A 20,113-nucleotide genomic window follows, 5' to 3' on the forward strand; every position below is an offset into this window, starting at 1 on the left:
ATGCGTTGCGGGATCAGCGAAAAAGATGGCTCTCTCTTGTATGGCTGGGAGCATTGCCAACAGTCGATCCATAAATGTTTGATGACAAGGATTGGGTCACGGGTTTTGCGTCGTCATTATGGTTGTGATGTTGCAACATTCCAAGATGCCAATGCCGATCCTGCAACGATACTGCGTCTTTATCAAGCAATCGTGCAAGCGCTCGATGATCCAGAATGTGGAGAGCCTGGGTTTTCTCTACAGAGGATTGATCTTACAAAAGCAACGCGTGAGGGTAAATTTGTCTTTATTTTAAGGGGTGTTTTTTATCCCGATGGGCATTTGGGTGATTGGTCGCATGGGGAACAGATGCGCTTTCCTTTAGAGGTTTCCCCATGACAGATGTTGAACATTTGCCCATTCTACAACTCCCTTGGCCACAACTCCCTTTGCCACAAGTGATCGAAGAGCTTTCTGTTGAAGCAATTTTAGAGCAAAAGCGCACGCGTTTGACTGAGCTTTTTGCAGCGCATCATATCCCTTATAATGTGGAAAAAACCGCTTATGATCCAGTGGTCATTCAATTGCAAGCGGCGGCTTATGAAGAGTTGCTTTTGCGCCAGCGGATCAATGAAGTGGCACGAGACAATTTACTTGAATTTGCCCGTGCGACAAGTTTAGATCATTTGGGTGAATTTCATGGAGTCACGCGTCTTTTAGATGAAGAGGATGCCCGTTTCCGTTACCGCATTCGCTTGAATAGACAAGGACATTCCACAGGTGGCACAGCGCCACACTATCAATATTTTGCCCTCTCAAGTGATATCCATGTCAAAGATGTTTTTGTTTATCGTGTGGGTAAAAGCCCGGTTATTCACGTTGCTCTTTTTAGTGACAGTCCATCAGGGTTGGCTGATGAGGCTTTAATTGCAAAGGTGCAAGCAGCCCTTGATTCCCCCCATGTTAAAATGACCAATGATACCATTCTTGTGAAAAGCGCAGTGCAACGGATGATCAATGTTTCTGCTGATCTTTGGTTGTTACCTGATGAAAGGCCGCTTGTTTTGGAAAGAGCGGTGCAGAATTTGAGAGAAGAATGGGCACGTGCACAAAAGCTTGGGCGTGATCTGTCTTTAAGTTGGATACTAAGCCGCCTGATGGTTGAGGGCGTTCACCATGTGAACATAACGCAACCTTGTGAGGATATTTTAGTCGCACCTGATGAAGCGGTAGCTTTGGGGGATATTGTCTTGTCTGAACGGGGGCGTGCTTATTGATGCTTTCCTCACTTTTGCCCTCAAATTCGAGCTTATTTGAACGCTGTTTGGCAGAAGCGATGGCTTTTGACCCTCACGTTAAAACTGCACTCGAAGAAATACCACGTGCGAAATTTATCACGCGTCCACCTTCTTGGTTGCCCTTTTTAATAGACGAATATGGCTTACAAGAATTAAGCCCTTATTTCTCTAACCTCTATGATTTGATTGATCAGGGTCTCCAATGGCAGCGCTTGCGCGGTTCCCTTGCGGCAATAGAGTTGGGGCTTGAATGGCTTGGGATTACAGCACGCTTTACACCCGCATGGACGGGGCGCGCATGGTGGAACGCGTTTCAGCTTAAGTTTGACCGCCTTCCTGAACGAATGCTCCTTGAAGCCATTGAAGCAATCGTGAGACTTTCCAAAAGTTTGCGCTCTGATTTTCGCCGTGGTGTCAGTGGTTATGATGTGCAAGCCCTGGAAGGTAATATGTCGAGGCTTGATAACAGTATGCTGGAGTATGAGAGCGGTGTGCGTATAACAGCTGGTGGCACTTTGTTTTCCTTTGGACGCACGATAGAGATCAACCACATTCTCGAAGAAGAAGAAGGCAAACTTATTGGCAATTGGATGGATGATGGGGATGAAGAATTAAGCTGGAACCTTATTGATTATCCATGGAGCATGGCAAACTTTCCATGGTGTTCGGTCAAAAAATATGAACGCGATATACTCATGGCAGAGTGGTTTAGCAACCGCACGCTTTATCTCGGGTTAAGAGACACTCAAAATGCGGTGATTGGTTATCGCAGATGCTATGCTGTACAGCCTGTCGAACAGGCTTTGGACGGCGTTTATAACCATTCAGGAAACAGATTTAAACCCTCTAAAACAGGCACAATGTTGTTTCTTGCTGCCCGTACAGATTTTAAGGATGTTGAAGACAAACAAGCCGCCTCTGTTTCCCTTCTCATTCATGGCTCCCTAGAAGAGCAGACACCCCCTGGCAAGCTTTGGTTAGAGCCTGATGAACTGAGTGGTGGTGTGGAAATATTCAAAACACCTGTCAACATTCCTTTGCGCGCTGATGTTCGTGAACAATTCAAGATTTTATTGAGGTTTTAACATGAAGCATGAAAGTGGGTTACCTTTTGCAATTGACCGATCTCGCGGCAAAGAGGAGCAACAAAGTGTTGTGTTTTATGGAGAACGCTCCTTTCTTCAAAGTGGGGAACTAAATGAAGTTCAAACCATCATAAGGGGACGGCATAACCGCTTGGGGCGTCTTGTGGCCAAAGAAGGTGACCGTGTTGAACGGGCTGATGCTTTTGTGAACAAAGAGAGCCAAACGGTCACTTTAACCGATGGCAAGATTTATATCGCAGGGGATATCTTTCCCGTTGCACCCGCTGTACTCAACAATGTTTCCATGATTGGGCGCATGGAAATTGGTGTTAAACTGCAAAAACAATGGATAACCCATGAGGATGATCCAGAATTGTTGGGGCAAGTTCCAGGCACCTTGTCTGAAGGTGAAGCAGGAGCAGCGCGTGAAGTCGCAAAGCTTGTTTGGGCACTAAAAGATGATCCACAGCAAGGCACTTTCTTTCCGGTTTATATTTTGCAAGATGGCGTTCTGATTGACCAAAAATCACCCTCGCTGCTTGAACCGGCCATGCAAGCCATTGCCACTTACGACCGTGCCCATGGGCATTATATTGTAAGCGGTTGCCGTGTGACAGCTTTGGGCAAAGAGGAACAAAATCAACGGTTCAGCATTCAAGAAGGGGAAGCCAATATCAACGGCTTTAAGCGCAAACGCTTAGCAGCTTTGAGATATGAAGAACTCGAGGACTTTTCAACAAGCGCGGTTCCCAGTGAAACACATCTCTTTTCGACAAAAGCAGGGGAAACAAGCTTTACCTTTCAAACTTATTACGCCCCCATTGCACATATTCATTCTGTTTTGCTGACAAAGGAAAAAACCGTCACGCTAACGCGCGGTGCGATTGTCTCAGGACGTGATGGCGTTCCCGATAAAAGTATCACCTCTTTTGTCAAAATTGTTCAAGGGAATAAAGAATTTAAAGAAGGCACGGACTTTAAAAAGACCGGCGATACGATTGATTGGGCTCCCGTGGGGGATGAACCGCGCCCGGGCAGCACCTATAAGGTGACTTACCGCTATCGTGCACAGGTGAGTGCTGATAAAGTGACAGCACAGGAAATTACCGTATCGGGTGGTGCTGAGGGCGGTGACATCATTGTCAGTTACACTTACAAATTGCCGCGTATTGATCGCATAGGGTTGAATGCGCAAGGCAAAGTTGTCTATATCAAAGGCATCTCAGCGGATCAGCCCATGGCACCAAGTGTCCCTGAGGATGTGTTATCCCTTGCAACCATTAGCAATAATTGGCTTGAAACGCCGCTTGTTGTCAATGATGGCACTAGGGTTGCCCCCTATGATGAGATGTGGCGCTATTTTCAACGGGTACTTTCCCTTGACCGGTTGATGCAGTTAGAGCGCATTAAAAGCAATGTTGACTCTAAAGAACCTGTCGCTAAAAAAGGTATGTTTGCTGACCCTTTTCTGGATGACTCTTACAGAGATGAAGGGTTTACGCAGACAGGTGCTGTGGGCAACGGCATTTTGCAGCTTGCCATTGATCCAACATTTTACACTGCATCTCTGAAAGAGCCTGTCACGCTTGACTGGACAAACGAAGTGATTATCGCCCAAGAGTTGACAACAGCTTGCGAAAAAATCAACCCTTACCAAAATTTTGCACCACTTCCCGGTACGGTTACACTTACCCCCGCGACAGATTTTTGGCATGAACAGCGCACCCATTGGCTTTCAAGCGTGACCAATCAACTGAATATGGGCTGGAATCGTGGCAGCACTATCCGGACAAGGGAAACAAAAGATGAATTGGTCAATGCCCATCAGGAACAAATTGATTTTTTAAGGAAAATAGAGCTTGTCTTTAAAATTGAAGGCTTTGCCAAAGGTGAAATCTTAGAGAGCCTTACCTTTGATGGCGTCAATGTCTTGCCAAAGAACCGCCTCGTTGCCAATGCTAACGGTAGCATTGAAGGCAGGTTTAAAATTCCTGAAAACATTCTTTCTGGCACAAAAAGCGTTGTGGCTGTTGGTAAAGGTGGAACGACTGCTACGGGTCTTTTTACCGGTCAAGGTGTGATTGATGTGAAAGTGATGCGACGCATAACAACGGTGCGGATATGGACACAATTTGATCCACAAGCGCAAGTGTTTACTCCCGATGAAACACGGCAAATAACCGGCATTGACTTTCATCTTTGTAAAATTGGCAATCGAAACCATGATTTGGTGATTGATTTGGTCACCACTCAAAACGGTTATCCGACAGCTGATATTCAAGCACAAACGTCTTATTCCATGAAAGAAGCTGAACCAGGATGGGCACATGCACGCTATGATGTTCCCTTGACGGTACCAAATGACCGCTTAACGGCTTTTGTCATGAAAACCGATGATGGTGAGCATGCTGTCTCTTTGGCAAAACTTGGAGGCTTTGATGAAGAAAAGCAAAGATATGTCTCAAGCCATCCTTATGTGACGGGGCCGCGTTTTTCTTCTGTTAATGCGCAAAGCTGGACAGCCCATCAAGATGAGGCCTTGACATTCCGGGTGCTGGCTGCGCGCTACACACAAACAGAAAAAACCATTGATCTTGGCAGTTTTGACCTTATTGAGTGCTCTGATTTGCAAGTTCGTGCGGCCATTGAATTGCCTTCAAGCGATTGTTCTGTAGTGTTTGAAATTGAACGTAACAATGGCACAGTCTACCAGCTTCTCCCCTTTCAATTACTCCGTTTAACAGAATATATCAGCGAAAAAGTTCAATTACGTGCTATTCTCAAGGGCACTGAAAAACTCTCACCGGTTTTATTTGCTCCTGTTCAGTTGATTGCGGGAAAAATTCATAAAACGGCAACCTATATTACCCGTGCTTTTGCCTTTGGCGAAAAGGCGCGATTGACCAGCTATATCAAAACCTTTTTGCCGGGCGGTTCATCTTTTAGCATGGAGATGCAAGTAGATGATGGTGCTTTTGTCCCTCTCACATTAGAGGAGACAGAACAGCTTTCCGAGCCCCTTTGGGTGGAGAGAAAATTCATCAGTGGTGACAAAACAGCCAAACAGGCGCGCTTAAAACTCACACTTACGGGTGATCCATCAGCACGATCCATGGTGCGTGATTTTGGTGCCGGCATATTGTGAGGGGAGAAAAGAGATGGACAAAACAAAAAAATTGCAGATGGAACTGCCCAAAGAAGGCCGCTTTATCAGTTCTGAATTTCCAATTTTGCGGGAAAATTTAAGCAAAATTGATCAAGCCATAATGGACGTTGAGGAAAAGATAGATGAAAAGGCACCTTCAAAGCATACGCACACCATAGATGATGTCGCAGACCTTGAAGCGGCTCTTAAGGACAAGATGGCAGCGGACAAAACTTTTACTTTTGCTGATTTAAGCGATGTCGAGGGTGCTAGTGATGCGGCCAACAATTATGTTCTCTACAAATCAAGCAACAAGAACTTTACCTTTGGCAGTGCTGTTTCCTTGTTGGGAGCACACCAACACAAAAGCGAAGATATTGTGGGATTGGATGAATTTAGAGCCAAGATTAATCAAGATATGACAGCTTATGGCCGCTTAGCACGGCCAAATGAATGGCAAAGTTACAACAAATTTACCAGCAAAGTCACCATGAGTGGTGGGTTAGAGCTTCTTGGTAACACCTCACTAAATCTCACCCATAATAATGAAGTGCTCACCAGTTTAAACGCAACAGGAAGCTTGCTTAAAGGACCACTCAAAGTCGATGGTGATCTTGTTTATACAAAAGCGCAAGTGGATGCTTTATTAGATGCTTTAATCAAAAAACGTAAAGAACAATACGTTGAAATCACTATGCTGCAGAATGGCAATATTCCTTGGCCTGACGGTGTCACAGATGATACGGAAATTGAAATTACGGCTTGGGGAGCTGGCGGCAGCGGTGGTCAACGTGGAGGAGGTGGTGGCGGTGAATGTGTTACTCTAAAAATTCAAAAACGCCAATTACAGAATAATGATGTAGTGACTATTGGAAAAGGCGGATATGGAAATGGCGTTAATGGTGGCAATACGCTAGTGGGTTCTATTCTTACAGCACGAGGGGGCAAGGGGAATAAAAGCTATATTGGTGGGAACAGTGGGGCTGGGATTTCAGGAGGTCGTGGCTATACTTCCAACAACGAGAGCGGTTTTTCAGGAAACAGCCATGCATGGCATGGTGGAGGTGGTGGTGGGGGTGGTACTAATAATGGTCGTGGCGGTGATGGGGGGGATAGTAGTTACGGTGGTGCAGGTGGTGGTGGTAGTGGCGGGGATGGTAATGTACCTAATAATGGAGGTAAAGGTGGAAAAAGCCAGTATGGTGGCAATGGAGGAAACGGTGCTGAATTAGGCAATGGCGGTGGCGGTGGCGGCGGGTATCGAGATGGCGAGGATGGAACAGTAAGTGGTGCTGGACGGGGTGGAGATGGTGCAGTTAAATTAAAAGTTTTTGTATAAGAACTTATATGTTTTTAAAGTCTTTTTATCGCTCTTTAAAAGCCCTTTAAAAGGTCTTTTTTTGACTGACAGTGTCAGGCTTATGATACTTATGCGTTTGTTGTTATGGTCTCTTCATTGATTTGGAGAGCAAAATGGCAACAGAATTTAATCATGGGATTCGCCTTGTTGAGGCTGGTGAAGAATCGCGGCCGTTGGAGATGTTTAGTCAGACGGCCATTGGTGCCGTTGTCACGGCGCCTGATGCCGATGCACAACTTTATCCCCTTAATGAACCTGTACTTATCTTCACGCATGAAGTGGACAAAATCGACAAGCTTGGACAAAAAGGCACGGCTGTTGATGTGATTAATGCTGTGTGTGCACAAGGGGGAGGGGCACAAATTATTCTTGTGCGTGTGGAAGAAAAATCTACCATTGCTGACACACAAGCCGAAATGGTGGGGTCAAATTCTGCCTTGACCGGTGTGCATGCGCTGAAACATGCACGTGGGCATTTAGGTGTTGAACCTGAGATTCTCCTGGCACCGGCTTATAGTGCAGGGCGGGTTGATAATGGCAAAAACCCCGTGGCGGATGCACTTGAACAAGTTGCCGAAAAGCTGCAAGCGATAGCCGTTTTTGATACGGGAGGCAAAAACACTGAAGAAAGTCTTGCCTTTCGTGCAGATTTTTCCTCACGCTTTTGTTATCTGATTGATCCCTTTGTGCGGGTTGCAAATAGTGATGGTGGTTTTAGCATTAAACCGGCATGTTCTTTTGCTGCGGCGATGTTTATCAAACGGGATAAGCAAAGGGGCGGTGTTTTTTGGTCTCCTTCCAATCAAGATGTCAAAGGTATTTTAGGCACGGCGCGCCCGATTAGCTATTTTGATGGAGAAATGGATCATGAGGCAAACCGTCTCAATCAAGCCGATATTGCTACCTTTATTCCAGCACGGCTTAGCCAAAATGCGCGGGGGCAATTTGTCGCCAATGGACGCATTTTATGGGGAAACCACACCACATCCAGTGATCCATTGTGGCGTTTTGTTAATGTGGTACGCACCCGTGCGGCACTAGAGAAAACCATTATCAATAATTTGCGCCCTTGGGCAAATGATGAGAACCTTACAGGCCAACATGTCATTGCCATTACCCGCAGTCTCACGCAGTTTCTAGATGATATGATTGCCCGTGGCGCCCTTTTGGGTGGGCGTGTTTGGTTTGATCGTGCTTTTAATTCAAACAGCAATTTACAGCTGGGAAAGTTACGGGTGGAATTTGATGCGGAAGAAGTTCCGCCTTTAGAAGATTTAAGTTTTGGCAGTCGCCGCAATGGCACTTACTTTAATCGGCTGGCCGAGGATATCCAAAATAAAATGACTTACGCATTTGGCGATACGCTTGAGGGTTATCGCAAAGCAGCAAGGAGTGAAATATGACCTTACGCATTATACGCGGTTTTACCCTGATTGTTGATGATGATGTCAATCTACATCTTGATCTTGAGACACTTAAACTTCCCACATTGGAAGAAATCACCGAAACCTATCAACCAGGTGGTTCTGATATGCAAATTGATGTTGCTGGCCTTGGTGTCAAAGCTTTTGGTTTGCAAATGAAAATCCGCAGCCATACCCCAGAAATCATTGGCATCTTTGGTGGTGCCCCTGGTGTTCGTCATAAATTTACCGGCAAAAAGCATGTGGTTTGTGAAGAAGATGGGCGCGAGCATGAACATTCCATCGATGTCATAGGCCGCTTAGTTAAGGTTGATAGTGAAGGTCTGTCTGGTGGGAAAGCCACAGGCTATGATTGCGAGATTAAAAATATTTGGGATTATACGGAATTTTGGGATGGTTCTGTCCTGCATCGCTTTTCTTTTAAACGAGGCGGCTGGCTTGTACGCAATGGACAAGATATCGGTGGCCGTCGACGCTCTATTCTCAATTTATAAGCTCTCATTATTAGGGATCTCATTTATAGGAATTGATCATGACAAGTTTACAAACAACCATTGATGTGGAGTTGCAGGTTCCTCTTCTTTATCAAGACAAAAATGGCAAAGAATCTCTATACAAGAAACTGACCTTTTATCGCCCCACCTTCAAACAAGCCAAGCAATTAGCGGTGCTGATTGGACCACAGTTGACAGAGTTGCTTGGTTCTGAACTTGGAGAGCAAAAAACACTCACCAATGATGTGCTTATCACAAAGCTTTCTCAAGTTTTGTTCACAAGTGAGGCGACAGAAGGCATCACAGCGCTTTTAGCCGATATGTCACATGAATCTGTTGAACTGATTGATCGTCTTGATGTTGTTGACATTATTTCTGTCTTCAAGGTTTTTTTTGCTTTTTTTACGCAACGCCAATCCTTTATGCTGGACAATTTGGAGCAGAACTAGCGCTTTATTATCACTGGGCACCTTCAGAAATTAACCAGATGGATTGGCGGGATGTGATTTCCTATCGCAGCGAATTAGCACGCCTTAAAGCCCTAGAATATGAAAGCCATCAGTTAGGATAAAATACTCTCATGGATGTTTCCCTTGTTGTGCGTTTTGTTAATCATCTGCAAGAGGGGATAGCTTCTGCCAAGCGGGATCTTGCAGCCTTTAGTTCAGATGTTGCGCATTTCCAAAACAAGACAAGGCAGCACTTTAAAAATTGGTTTGACCCTGAGCATCTGAGGGAGGCAACAGCAAATGCGGAAAATGCTTTCAATCAAGCACGTGGGCGCATGGTGGGTGCCATTGCGCAAACAGCAACCTTGATTGCCCCTCTCTATAAAGCCATGCAATTTGACCAATCGATGAAAGGATTGGAAAAGGTTCTGGATGCGCCCCTTGAGCGCTTAAAAGCATTGCGCCGTTTTGCTTTGGAAACCTCCACCAAGATTCCGCTAGCGGCACGTGAAGTTTTGGAGCTGATGACCAGTGCCAGCCAAGCCGGCATCGGCGAGCAAGATCTAGAAGCTTTTAGCGTTTATGCTGCTAAAGCTGCAGTGGCTTTTGATATGACGGGGGATCAGATTGGGGAGCGCTTTGCTAAATTGCGCAATGTCTTTAAACTCAATCAGGAAGGTATTGAGGCTTTAGGTGATGCCATCAATCATCTCTCCAATCATATGGCCGCCAAGGCCAGTGAGGTTTCCGATTTTACCAATCGTGCCACCGGTGCGGCAACCATGTTTAAACTCACGGCGCGTGAAACAGCGGCGTTTGGTACAGCAATGATTTCTGCTGGTATTGTTCCAGAAAGCGCAGCGCGTGGCTTTAACGCAATCAGTGCCCGCATTCAGGCGGGAGGCAAGCATATTGAGGATGCTTTTACCAATATCGGGCTATCCCGTGAAAAATTCATGGAAGATCTCGATAAAGATGCGACCGGTACCTTGGTTCGCTTTTTTGATGTTTTGGGCAAATCAGAACAGGGTATGCGTTCCCTGATTGCCATCGCTGGACGCGATTTTACCGGTGATTTTGCTAAATTGGTCGGCAATCCCGAATTGTTATGGCAAGCTCTAGAGTTTGTGAGAGATCCAAAAGTCTTTAAAGGCTCGGTGGAGCAAGAGGCGGACAAACAAGCAACCGGTGCTATGAGGCAATTTGAACTTTTGCAAAACCGTATCGTGGCTTTGGGGATTACCATTGGTGAAGTTTTATTGCCCCCTGTCAACAGTTTGATGGAAAGTGTTGGCAATTTTACCAATGGGTTGATGACATGGGCGAATGCCCATCCCACTTTAACAAGCGCTATCATCAAAACCATTGCCGCCCTGATGGCTTTTAATATTGCTCTGCGTGTGTTGCGTTTTACCATGGCTGGTACACGTCTTGGGTTTCTGCAGTTGATCAGCTCTTTTATCAAGCTTGGAGCACTCAGTCGTGGTCTTAAGGCAAATTGGCGAGGGTTAGCGGCTTCAGGTCGCTCACTGGGAATAATGGCGGCAGGGCTTGGTGGGAGATCACTGCGTCTTTTACGGCCGATAACTTTACTGGTGGCTACGTTTCGGGGGCTTATGGTCTCTGGTTCTGCATTCGCCGCCTCTTTTGGTTCGATAGGGACAGCGATAGAAGTGGTTGGGGCTGGCATTGCCTCTGTAGTTGGTGCTGTTTTTACCCCGATAGGGGCTCTGATTGCTGCTGTTGTGGCTGTGATCCTTACCGCTTGCTTTGCTTTGTGGAAATATTGGGATCGTTTCTCTTCCTTTGTCAAAGGCTTTGCACGGGGAATAACACGCGCTCTTAGTCGTGCCTTTGAAGCCGTCATGCGCTTTTTTGGTGCTGATACCGCAACCATCACCAAGTGGAAAAATATTATTGCCGCTGCTTTTGATTTCTCTCAAGCTTGGCAAAAATTCAAACAAGGACTTAACGCTGTTGGCAGGTGGTTTGGCAATGTGTGGGATGGGTTTAAACAAAGCCTTTCCAACTTTTGGCAATGGTTGGTTAGTTTTTTTGCTCAAGAAAAGCTCTCTGAGGATGCCAAAGCCGGTATGGAACAGGCGGGGGAGGACTTGGCCAATTGGATTGTCGATGGTTTTATGGCCTCCATCACGGGGTTGAGCGATTTTTTTACATCCTTGCCCCGCCGCATCAAGACATGGATTGGGTCGATTGATTTATCGGACCTTTTCCATTTGCCAAGTTGGCTTGGGGGCAAAACAGCCATTCAACCGATTGTGCAATTTGCGGGAAGCCATCACAAACAGGCTCCTGACACAGGGATAAGGGACAAAGACCGCTCCACCATCACCCATAATCAAAATGTCACGGTACATGTCAATGGTGCCCGTGATCCTATTGCCACTGGTCGTGCGGTAAGTCACGCCATTCAACGTGCACGTGCCAATGCCCTGCATGGGGGAACAGAATGAGGGGAGGGAGCCTATGAGAGATCCTTTGATGATGTTAGGACCACATCAATTTTATGTGGACTGGTTGAATTTCCAATCCTTTGAAGAAGAGTTTTCTGCCTCCTGGGTTTGTATGGAGCGTTTTGGCAAGGCACCTGGTTTGCAATTTACCGGCTATGGTAATGATCCCAAAACCATCCATGGGGTTTTGTTTCCAGAAGAGTTTGGCGACCGTGAAGCGATAGATGCCATTACCCAAACGATTCGAGCAGCCAAACCCGTTGCGATGATCCGTTGGATCAATGATACCACCTATAGCGCCATTATGCATGGCTGCGTGGTGCTCACCAGTATTAGTAAAGACCATGATTATATCAGCCGCTCTGGCCAATCTCAGCGTCTCCGCTATTCCATTAGTCTCTTGCCCTTTTTTGATGGGGGAAAACCTCAAGGACAGTATCAGATGGGGCAATATCAGATGGGACAATGCCAATGAAGATAGCAGAAAAGCACATTGTTGTAGAGCTAGAGGATATGAGCTTAGACCTCATCTGCTTTCACCATGCCATGGCTGTGTTAGGGGATCGCTCTCGCGTGGGAGCTTTAAAAGGTTATTTAGAAGCCACATTGGAGGCCAATCCAGAGATTGCCAAATATGGTGTGCTTTTGCCACGTGGATTGCGTGTGATACTTCCTGAATTTGTGTTGTCTAATCCCCAAAGCATGGTGAAGCGGCTATGGGATTAATGCGTACATACCCTTTTATTGTGGTTAAGGTGGGAGACAGACCTGTTCATGAAGTTTTTTACCAGCGTCTTTTAACGGCAACCATCACTGATAATGCCGGTAATGAAGCCGATACATTTGAAGCAGAATTTGACGATAGCGGTCATGATTTAAGTGTTCCGGCCAGCAACAGCACTCTACAGGTGATCTTTGGCTATGAGAACATCATCAGTGCGTTTATGGGGCGTTTTGTTGTTGAATCGGTTGTAAGTTCAGGCGGCAGTGAAGGAGAGATTTTACGCCTTTGTGGCAAAAGCGCCTCGATGCGTAAGGAACTCAAAGAACAAGCTAGTGAACATTTTGATCACAGAACCATTGGTGAGATTGTTGAGACACTCGCCAAGCGCCATGGCTATCAAGCAAAGATCAGTCCCCAGTTGACCAAACAAGCTTTGCCTTATGTGATTCGTACAGATCAATCTGCGGTTGATTTTTTAACCCGCCTTGCTGACCGCATGCAGGCACGTTTTTTGATCAAGGACAATAAGTTTTTATTTTTAAGCGGAGACAATTTACCAGCACTCGACCTTTATAAGCACGACTGTTCCAGTTGGGAATTCACGTTAGAGCCACGCACGCAATACGGTGTGGTGGAAGCTTCTTATTTTGATCGCTCAAAAGGGCAGCAATACCAAGTCAAACATAAGACAGGGGTTAGCGGACCTGTGCGTCGTCTGCGGACTTGTTATACCTGCAAGGAAGAGGCGTTAGCAGCAGCGGCATCAGAATCAGACCGACTTTGCCGTGCTGTGGGAAGTGGTTCTTTGACCCTTGAGGGTTATCCAGAAATCATGGCCGATCAACCTCTTTTGCTACAGGGGTTCCGCAGCGAAATCAATGGTTCATGGAAAGCCGCAACCGTCACCCATCGCTATGAGAAATCAAGCGGATACACCACAGAAATTACACTGGAAGCACCAAACAAAAGGGAGGAGAGATAAAATAAATAAAGAGAGGCTGGGCTGGTTACCCAGCCAACGGGGATAGTTTAGCGACACACCCGTCCGATGCCAAAAGACATAACATCGCAGCCACTTCTTATCACTTGAAGCAATGAGAAGGCGGCCATCATGTATGGAAGAAGTTAAAAAAGTATGGATACACTTTATGCTGAAACATTAAAATCTGTTGATCCTATCACACCAGCTAGTGCTTATATTGGTGGTAAAATCAAGTTGTCTAAAACCCTTATCAGAATCATTGAAAGCATTCCTCATAAAACTTATGCAGAACCTTTTGTTGGCATGGGAGGAATATTCTTTAGACGAAAATTGAAACCTTTATATGAAGTGATCAATGATCGTTCAGGTGATGTGGTGAATTTTTTTCGGGTGTTGCAACGCCATTATCAGCCATTTACGGATTTGTTAAAGTTCCAGATTAGCAGCCGTGAAGTATTTCAACACTTCTCTTTACAAGATCCCAAAACCCTTACGGATTTAGAGAGGGCTGTACGATTTTTCTATCTGCAGCGTTTGAGTTTTGGTGGTCAGGTAACCAATCGTAGGTTTAGAGTTGATCCTCACTGCACTGCACAGTTTAATCCTTTGAAACTTGAAGCCTTGTTAAAGCTTATTTACCGTCGTTTATCCACGGTCACCATTGAACATTTAAATTGGTCTGACTTTATTCTTCGCTATGATCGTCCACAGGTGTTGTTTTATCTTGATCCACCTTATTTTGGCGTTGAGCACTATTATGGAAAGGATTTGTTTAAGCGGGAGGATTACCAGACCATGTCTGCGCTCCTTGCGCAATTAAAGGGGAAGTTTCTTCTTTCACTCAATGATGTGCCAGAGATACGAAAAACCTTTAGTAAATTTCAGATAAAAGAGGTCACAACATCTTACACATGTGGTTTAAATCGTGCGACTCCTGCCAAAGAACTGATCATCTCAAATTGTGATTTTTAACAGAAAAAAAAGACTCATTTAAAGGGTCTTTAAATAACCTTTGAAAGGCCTTTGAAGACCCTTTGAGAACCCTTTGAAAAAATGAAAATCCTTTGAAAAGGAGGTAGTTTTTACAAAATACGATACAAATTATACAAAATTTTATGGTGCTCTGCACTCATGATCTTACAAACTGTAGGTATCAAATCATGTGATTGTGGCAAAAAAACTGATCATCTCAAATCGTAATTTTTAACAGAAAAAAAAGACTCATTCAAAGAGTCTTTAAATGATCTTTGAAGACCCTTTTAGAACCCCTTAAAAAACCCTGTGAAAAAAAATAAATTGGTGCAAAACTAGGTGGCAAATAGTGCAAAACCTGCTGGCAAGCTACAGGTGCAAAACTAGGTGGCAAATAGTGCAAAACCTGCTGGCAAGCTACAGTCAGTAAAATTGTTGTGGCGGAGAGAGAGGGATTCGAACCCCCGATAGAGTTGCCCCTATGCCGCATTTCGAGTGCGGTGCTTTCAACCACTCAGCCATCTCTCCAATAAAAGTGCAACAAAATTTGCACTGTTTGAGTATATGGCGGGTAGATAACCTTCAATTGCTTTTAGCACAACCCTTTTTTGCTTTTTTATGAGACTTTATTGACAGAGAATAGAAATTCCGTCATATATGTCTGAAATGCAAGCGTGGAGAAATCTGCGCATGTTTTTGTTTTTTAGAGTGTTTTTATCTCTCTTTTAACTCTATTACGACTGACAAAAAGCAGCCTATTTTCCCTTATTGACAAGGCAGAAATCAAATAAGAGCTGGAGTGAACGAAAGGATAAAAAATGTTCGCAGTCATTAAAACTGGTGGTAAGCAATACCGCGTTGTTGCTAATCAGGTGGTTAAAGTTGAAAAAATTATTGGAAATGCTGGTGATGTTATTGAACTCAATGACATATTGATCGTTGGGCAAGAGGATGATACCATTATTGGTGCACCTGTTGTTGCTGATGCTTTGGTTACGGCTGAGATTGTAGAGCAGGCACGTGCGCGTAAGGTTATCGCATTTAAGAAGCGCCGTCGTCAAAATTCGAAACGCACGCGTGGTCATCGCCAAGAAATGACAACAATTCGTATTTTAGAAATTCTAACGGGTGGTTCAAAGCCTAAAAAAGCGACTGCAAAACCAATTAAAAAAGAAGCGGTTGAATTGAAAAAAACAACAAAGGAAACAAAAGTGACTGCTTCTGTTAAAGAAACAGCCAAGAAAGCTGCTGAAAAAAAGCTTACATCGCAGAAAAGAGCGGCTGTAGCATCAAATGATGAAGAAAATTAAAGGAGAACAACGTCTATGGCACATAAAAAAGCTGGTGGTTCCTCGCGTAATGGTCGCGATTCAGAATCAAAACGTCTTGGCGTTAAAAAGTTTGGTGGTGAAGCCGTTATCGCTGGAAATATTATTGTTCGCCAGCGTGGTACACGCTGGCATCCTGGTGATAATGTCGGGATTGGGAAAGATCATACTCTTTTTGCGCTGTCAAATGGAAAAGTTTCTTTTCAAAGAAAAGCAAACAACCGTTCGTATGTCTCGGTCATTCCTGTGGTAGAAGCAGCAGAATAGGCTGTAATTTCTTTCCATAAACCGGTGTTTTGTTGGACTTCGGTTATGAGATTATGAGCTTTAGAAAGGAAAGATAGAATGCTATCTTTCCTTTTTTGCGTTGATGCCATAATAAAATGTAATGGTATATAGAAAACCGCAGAGGAAAAAGTGGGGCAATTATTTTTCTAAAATAACCAAAAGATTAGTACTCTGTTTGGTTTGCACTGAGAACATTGACGTGGTGACAGAATTTATCCATAAATTGGTATATATGATAGTAATGAGAGAAGTTTTTTCTCTTTATGCACGAAAAAGTGCTAAACAGTTCATTTTCGAAGAATTTGAGAGAAATTTGACGGGAAGTATTTTGCACGATCGTTTTGGTAAAGAGGATCTAATTTGTGGGAGTTAATTGTGTTCATAATAGTTTTTTAACGGCTATGGATATTATTTAGGCTCCCTATTTAGAAGAAAGCAAATATGTAAGATAGACTATACAAGTATTGATAAAAGCTGTTTTGCAAATGATATACGTTTAGAGGGGCAATAGATCTAGAGTAAAATGGCATTGAGGGAGTTATGGTTTTAGGCAATCGAAATGTCATACGTGTAATTATTGATATCAAGAGTATTTTTTATCTATCTGTTATGGAGCATTGTTAATATAATCTACAGTATTATTTAACAGAAAATATTTACTTAATATAAAATCATTTTTTATTTTGTAAATTTATTGATTTTATTTATAAAAATACCTAGAAGTTAAGGTTGTGTATGGTATTTTATTTGATTTTATCTGTTTAGCATATGTTTTTTAGATAGAGATTCTTGGATGTGCAGATAAAGAATATTCTGTTGTTGCTATGTTTGTTTAAAAAAGAGAAACCCTACAATATCGTTAAAGTTATGCTCTAAAGATTTTATGTTATGAGATATTTAGCCACGTGGAATTTTAAGAAGATAGGCTACATGTAGAAATTTGTACTCCTGTAATGAATCAGAAAGAGGAAAAGGTTGATTGTTCAGTTTAGGGGTATCAGTTAGAATGTTAATTGAAGTTGCGAGTGATTGGGAAGTTGCTTTTTTATACGAGGAATAATAGCAATTTATATAGGATAACTTGAAATAATGGGAGCGTTATAAAAATAGCTTTTCAATTAATTTAGTATATAAAAAATTAGGCTATTTTTCTTCGTGTAGTAATAAAGTAGGAATCAAACTCTTATAGTATTTTTACGCCACTTTGGGAACAGCGATATACAATCTTTATAGTTCATATTTGGAGGGGCAGAGGCGCCTTACTTAGTTGTATTCCGTATAAAAAAGCAAAATGGTAGTGTTATTTATAGTTTGGATTTTGGGGAATGTTGCTTTGAAATGAAATTTATCAGACATATTCGAATGTGAAGTAGTTTAAATTCATTATGAGATATGAGGAAGTAGAAGTGATGAATACAGATTTTAATGAGAGTGAAATCTTGTCTGTAAGATCTGCGCAACTTGCAGCTGCTTTTGATCATAAAAATGATGCAATTCATGCGGCTTCTGAATTTCTTGTGCAGGTTTGTGCAGTTGATAAATGTTGTCTGGCAAGAATGCTAAAGCGTGAGACAATAACGAATACTTGGCTTGGGAATGCTATAGCAATTCTCCATGGAATGGTTGAAAGTTGTGATTTAATTATCAGAGATGCTGTTGCTGTTATACAGATTCTTGCTGGTATTGAGTGGAGGGAAGGAAGTACGGGGCGCATTTAGTTGTTGCTATTGCAGCTTGTCCAGATCTCTATAGAGAGATTTGCAAACAATTGATGCGTCTTTTATTTGATAAGGAACAGCTTGAAGCACTTTTGACGACTGCCGACAAACAACAGATTATTACAACTCTTTTTGGTCAGGATATGAAAATGGGGAAGGTTTTTATAGGTGACCTTGCAGTGTGTCAGGAATGGATTTTAGATTATCCAAGTGGTCTTCATGCGCGACCAGCTTCTCTTTGGGTTGACTTCGCAAAAAAAGCTCAAAGCCCTATTAGAGTTCGGCATGGTCAGTATGCCGCTGAAATGAAAAATTTGGTTGGTTTATTGCAATTAGGGGCAAAAAACGGAGATGTTCTGATTTTTTCGACGGATGCTGCAGAAGGCGCGCGACTTCTTGAGGACGCGATTTCTGTTGTAAAGAAAGTAAGTGTAAGTGAAAAGTGTATGATGAGAGAAATGGAATCTCAAACGAAGGCTTTTCATGGTTGGTATCCGCGTTCTAGACAAAAAAGTATTTCTGGTGTTGGAGCAAGTTCAGGGCTAGCTTTTGGCAAGATTTTTATTTTAAAGCAAAATACTGTTTCCATAATAGATCAACCAATAGATTTTGTAGTTGGTGCGGCATATCTTGAAAACGCTCTCACGATGACAAAACATAAAATGGCATCTGTTATTGCTGATATCACGGCGCGTATGGGGGCGGATTCTGCTGTGATTTTTTCTGCACAAATGGTTTTGCTTGAAGATGAAGATCTGATAGCTCAAGCTTATCGTTTTATGGCAGAAGGTCATGGCGTTGCCTGGTCTTGGGATAGAGCTGTCCGGCAATTTGCAGATATGTTTTCGAAGATAGATAATCCTTTATTAGCGGCGCGTGCTGTTAGTTTGATTGATGTTGGTCGTCGTGTTCTAGGTGAAATCAATCCATCGTATAGATCATTTTTTTTAAATGATATTCCGCACGGTGTTATTCTTGTTACAGATGATCTCTCTCCTTCTGATATAGCTCAGCTTGATTGTACAAAAGTGCAGGGGCTAGCAACTGCATGGGGAGGGGCACTATCTCATACAGCTATTTTGGCACGCACTCTTGGTATTCCAATGGTTGTTGCTACGGGTGTGGATGTTTTAGCAATTGAGTGTGATGTTCAGGCTATTATTGATGGTGATAATGGGTTCATTTATCTTGATCCTGCTCCTGAAGATGTTGAAGATGCTCAAAGGCAGATGAGTATAGTTTTGCAAAAGCGTAATAGTGGGATACGTGTGTGTAGATTACCAGTGCAAACGATAGATGGCCAAAGGATCCGTATCATGGCTAATGTCAACTGCGCAAATCAAGTTCCTGTTGCACTAAATTTAGGGGCTGAAGGTATTGGACTCATGCGTACAGAATTTTTGTTTTTAGATGATCCACATATTCCAGATGAAGAAGCACAGTTTGACGTGTACCGCGCAGTAATTGCAGCAGTAGAGGGTAAACCATTAATTATTCGTGTGCTCGATATTGGTGGGGATAAACAGGTTAACCATTTACATTTATCTAAAGAGGACAATCCCTTTTTAGGTGTTCGGGGAACACGGCTTTTGTTACGTCGGCGTGATCTTTTAGTTCCTCAGTTGCGTGCTTTGTATAGAGCAGCAAAAGAGGGTGGAGATTTATGGATTCTATTTCCGATGATTATGTCTGTTTCAGAGATTTTTGCTATAAAAAAGATCGCAGAAGAAATTCGCAACGATATTGGGGCGCCAAAATTAAAGCTTGGTGTTATGATTGAAATTCCAGCAGCTGCCATTATGGCAGATGTTTTGAGTGCCTATGTTGATTTTTTCTCGATTGGAACAAACGATTTAACACAGTATACCATGGCTGTTGATCGACAGAATCCTTATCTTGTTTCTGAAGCTGATAGTCTTGATCCAGCGGTTTTGCGTATGATTCATAAGACTATTCAGGGTGCAGAAAAACATAAGTGCTGGGTTAGCGTGTGTGGCGGGATGGCTGGAGATCCTTTCGCAGCGATGATTTTGGCTGGGCTAGGGATTAATGAACTTTCTATGATATCCTGTGACATTTCTGCAGTAAAAGCATATTTGCAGGCACATAGTATTGAAAATATGAAAATTTTAGCAAAAAAAGCATTACAGTGTGAAACTGCGCGAGCTGTACGCACTCTTAGAAATGATATAAAATAACAAGGAACCTTTGAGGAGAAGAGAGTGCGCCAATTTGCAGTTTGGTAAGGCAAGCGCATTATAAATCATTTTTGTTGGAATCAATTTCATTATTTTCGTGAGGTACATTTTCATTTTGAGGATCAAAAGGTTAATACAATAGCTTATCTTACTGGTTACTGGATAGAATGAGTATTAATGGGTTGATGATGGTGT

The 20,113-nt window shown here is 43.3% G+C and carries 15 protein-coding genes, 1 tRNA gene and 1 pseudogene; 16 read left to right on the plus strand and 1 reads right to left on the minus strand.

From position 1 onward, the window contains the following. The 13 genes from V4P57_RS00265 to V4P57_RS00325 all read left to right on the plus strand — a co-directional run bounded on the left by V4P57_RS00265 (position 1) and on the right by V4P57_RS00325 (position 14,386). Positions 1-378: a GPW/gp25 family protein gene (locus tag V4P57_RS00265; protein WP_455466228.1), complete on the plus strand. Its 378-nt coding sequence runs from the start codon at positions 1-3 to the stop codon at positions 376-378. Then, a complete protein-coding gene (locus tag V4P57_RS00270; RefSeq protein WP_455466229.1) occupies positions 375-1,256 on the plus strand; it encodes a baseplate assembly protein in 882 nt (293 codons plus the stop codon). Before V4P57_RS00265 ends, V4P57_RS00270 begins: the two co-directional genes overlap by 4 nt. After that, the gene (locus tag V4P57_RS00275; RefSeq protein WP_455466230.1) at positions 1,256-2,362 is read left to right on the plus strand and encodes a phage tail protein; all 1,107 of its coding nucleotides are present in this window, start codon (positions 1,256-1,258) and stop codon (positions 2,360-2,362) included. Before V4P57_RS00270 ends, V4P57_RS00275 begins: the two co-directional genes overlap by 1 nt. Position 2,363: 1 nt before the next feature. Then, on the plus strand, positions 2,364-5,507 hold the full coding sequence (locus tag V4P57_RS00280; protein WP_455466231.1) for a DUF4815 domain-containing protein: 3,144 nt from the start codon (positions 2,364-2,366) through the stop codon (positions 5,505-5,507). A gap of 13 nt (positions 5,508-5,520) precedes the next feature. Further along, a complete protein-coding gene (locus V4P57_RS00285) occupies positions 5,521-6,846 on the plus strand; it encodes a Bgr_08870 family protein (protein WP_455466232.1) in 1,326 nt (441 codons plus the stop codon). A 134-nt stretch (positions 6,847-6,980) separates the two neighbouring features. After that, positions 6,981-8,270 (plus strand): phage tail sheath C-terminal domain-containing protein, encoded by a 1,290-nt coding sequence (locus tag V4P57_RS00290; protein ID WP_455466233.1) that lies wholly within the window; start codon positions 6,981-6,983, stop codon positions 8,268-8,270. Beyond that, positions 8,267-8,785, plus strand: coding sequence for a phage major tail tube protein (locus tag V4P57_RS00295; RefSeq protein WP_455466234.1), 519 nt, complete (start codon positions 8,267-8,269; stop codon positions 8,783-8,785). The genes V4P57_RS00290 and V4P57_RS00295 overlap by 4 nt, the downstream gene beginning before the upstream one ends. Before the next feature lie 38 nt (positions 8,786-8,823). After that, the gene (locus V4P57_RS00300) at positions 8,824-9,234 is read left to right on the plus strand and encodes a hypothetical protein (protein ID WP_455466235.1); all 411 of its coding nucleotides are present in this window, start codon (positions 8,824-8,826) and stop codon (positions 9,232-9,234) included. A gap of 131 nt (positions 9,235-9,365) precedes the next feature. Beyond that, positions 9,366-11,708: a phage tail tape measure protein gene (locus V4P57_RS00305; RefSeq protein WP_455466236.1), complete on the plus strand. Its 2,343-nt coding sequence runs from the start codon at positions 9,366-9,368 to the stop codon at positions 11,706-11,708. A gap of 13 nt (positions 11,709-11,721) precedes the next feature. Beyond that, positions 11,722-12,183: a phage tail protein gene (locus V4P57_RS00310; protein ID WP_455466237.1), complete on the plus strand. Its 462-nt coding sequence runs from the start codon at positions 11,722-11,724 to the stop codon at positions 12,181-12,183. After that, positions 12,180-12,434 (plus strand): tail protein X, encoded by a 255-nt coding sequence (locus V4P57_RS00315; protein ID WP_455465472.1) that lies wholly within the window; start codon positions 12,180-12,182, stop codon positions 12,432-12,434. Before V4P57_RS00310 ends, V4P57_RS00315 begins: the two co-directional genes overlap by 4 nt. Beyond that, positions 12,434-13,414 carry a phage late control D family protein gene (locus tag V4P57_RS00320; protein ID WP_455467000.1) on the plus strand — a complete coding sequence of 327 codons (981 nt, stop codon included), beginning with the start codon at positions 12,434-12,436 and terminating at the stop codon, positions 13,412-13,414. The genes V4P57_RS00315 and V4P57_RS00320 overlap by 1 nt, the downstream gene beginning before the upstream one ends. A 153-nt stretch (positions 13,415-13,567) precedes the next feature. Then, positions 13,568-14,386 carry a DNA adenine methylase gene (locus V4P57_RS00325; RefSeq protein WP_455466238.1) on the plus strand — a complete coding sequence of 273 codons (819 nt, stop codon included), beginning with the start codon at positions 13,568-13,570 and terminating at the stop codon, positions 14,384-14,386. 438 nt (positions 14,387-14,824) lie between these two features. Here V4P57_RS00325 and V4P57_RS00330 read toward each other — a convergent pair. Then, positions 14,825-14,914 (minus strand) — tRNA-Ser (locus V4P57_RS00330). A 290-nt stretch (positions 14,915-15,204) separates the two neighbouring features. Here V4P57_RS00330 and rplU point away from each other — a divergent pair. The 3 genes and pseudogenes from rplU to ptsP all read left to right on the plus strand — a co-directional run bounded on the left by rplU (position 15,205) and on the right by ptsP (position 19,918). Continuing rightward, a complete protein-coding gene (gene rplU, locus V4P57_RS00335) occupies positions 15,205-15,696 on the plus strand; it encodes a 50S ribosomal protein L21 (protein WP_455466239.1) in 492 nt (163 codons plus the stop codon). A 15-nt stretch (positions 15,697-15,711) separates the two neighbouring features. Then, positions 15,712-15,981 carry a 50S ribosomal protein L27 gene (gene rpmA / locus V4P57_RS00340; RefSeq protein WP_455466240.1) on the plus strand — a complete coding sequence of 90 codons (270 nt, stop codon included), beginning with the start codon at positions 15,712-15,714 and terminating at the stop codon, positions 15,979-15,981. A gap of 1,430 nt (positions 15,982-17,411) precedes the next feature. Next, positions 17,412-19,918 (plus strand): annotated as a pseudogene (ptsP, locus tag V4P57_RS00345) (phosphoenolpyruvate--protein phosphotransferase). Positions 19,919-20,113: the final 195 nt, after the last annotated feature.

The sequence above is a fragment of the Bartonella sp. B39 genome, from assembly GCF_053795145.1.